This window comes from Alcanivorax sp. HI0044, from assembly GCF_001634945.1.
This window is the reverse complement of the sequence record NZ_LWEZ01000419.1, coordinates 1-1,424: the sequence shown is the minus strand read 5'-3', so window position 1 is coordinate 1,424 and position 1,424 is coordinate 1. Positions and strand designations below refer to the sequence as shown.

The following is a 1,424-nucleotide window of genomic DNA, read 5'->3' as shown; positions in this document are numbered from 1 at the left end:
AACCACAGACGAACTGTTCACTTCCGGCATCAAGGTCTTCGGTTTATCGCTACTACTGTTCTTCATTTACAGTCAGTTTGCGCGCACCGAGCCAGCTCGCATCGCGCCGTTCTCACAGGCAGTTCCCGCAAGCCTGAAACGGCTTGTCCCCCTGCTGCCTTACGTCATTGTCATTGGCACCGTGGTGGTGGTTTTCAGGGATGTCCTGGATGCGCAGCTTAACGAGAACTATGCGCCCATCATCTTGCCGGTGATCATGCTGGCTGTGCTGATCTATGAAAAATTCAGCCGCCATTTCCTGCATCTGTGCGCCGCCGTACTGGCTCTCCTGCTGATCCATTCAAGCTATGACGTCTGGTTGGTCAGCAACGCACTGGATGCCGGCAATATTCCATCTGGCACCTCCGAGAACCAGCTTTCCGATACGTTAACCGGGCTGTTCTGGCGAAACCTGATTCTCGGCATCAGTTTGCTTATCCATTATTTGTTCAAACCCAGCGGCGAGGTATCAGAGCTGCCCGCTGAGGAAGAAGGCGTTGGAACCACCCTGGAAAGCTCTCTGCGCTTTTCTACTAACGAAACCACCGGACATATTGGTGCCCTGCTCATGCTGATGGCACTGACCGTCAGCATGGGGGGACTATTGGAACGCTCCGGCATCATGGAAGCCTTGCCGGAAACCTTCCCTTCGATTTGGGTCGCCATGACGTTGTTGGTGGTGACCATGGTCATCATCGGCATGATCATGGACCCCTTTGGTGCAGTGATTCTGGTGAACGCGACCATCGCCCAGGTCGCCTTTGATAACGGCATCGCCCCACTGCACTTCTGGATGATCAGCCTCGTCGCCTTCGAGCTGGGCTATCTGTCCCCCCCGGTCGCATTGAATCACCTGCTAACCCGTCAGGTCGTCGGTGATGACGAAGTGGAAAGCGCCAAAGTCATCAACGGTTCCTTCTACCGGCGCTACGAAAAATACCTGCTACCCATTGCCGTCATGCTTACGGCCCTGTTGCTGGTCGCCTTTGTGCCGCTGCTCTCTGACAACCTGCATCACTGGCTATTCCAGAAAATAGACGTCACAGGGTGATCAGGGTCGCAAACTGCCAAAAACCCTTGCAGGGCTCGCGTTACCCGCCCTGCAAGGCCCCTGTTTCCTATCGTCCCGGAATAACTGATACTGTAAAGTATGCGGATATGTCAGGGAGATAACGGATGAGTAAAACGCAAGAACCCCGCGCTTCACGCGAAACCGAAGCGCTTCCCAAGACGGTGAAACCCGCCCTGCTATTCTTGCTGTTCCTGTTCGGGGTGGTTGCCTCCATGGCCACAGCCGCTTACGTTGTTGACAGAATGATTTACGGATAAGTCATATGGCCACAGCAATGGACAACCGACGCCACCCCCGGATAAGCCGGGAAGAG

2 protein-coding genes are annotated in these 1,424 nt (G+C 54.8%); both read left to right on the top strand.

From position 1 onward, the window contains the following. A partial coding sequence (locus A3730_RS05070) for a TRAP transporter large permease subunit (RefSeq protein ID WP_156500922.1) occupies positions 1 to 1,090 on the top strand: 1,090 nt, incomplete at its 5' end. 125 nt (positions 1,091 to 1,215) lie between these two features. After that, entirely contained in the window at positions 1,216 to 1,368 is a 153-nt protein-coding gene (locus tag A3730_RS30230; protein ID WP_156497094.1) for a hypothetical protein, read from the top strand. Positions 1,369 to 1,424: the final 56 nt, after the last annotated feature.

What these genes read in the sequence shown, in the direction of transcription:
- A3730_RS30230 (WP_156497094.1), top strand. Translation starts at nt 1,216, where the DNA reads ATGAGTAAAACGCAAGAACCCCGCGCTTCACGCGAAACCGAAGCGCTT.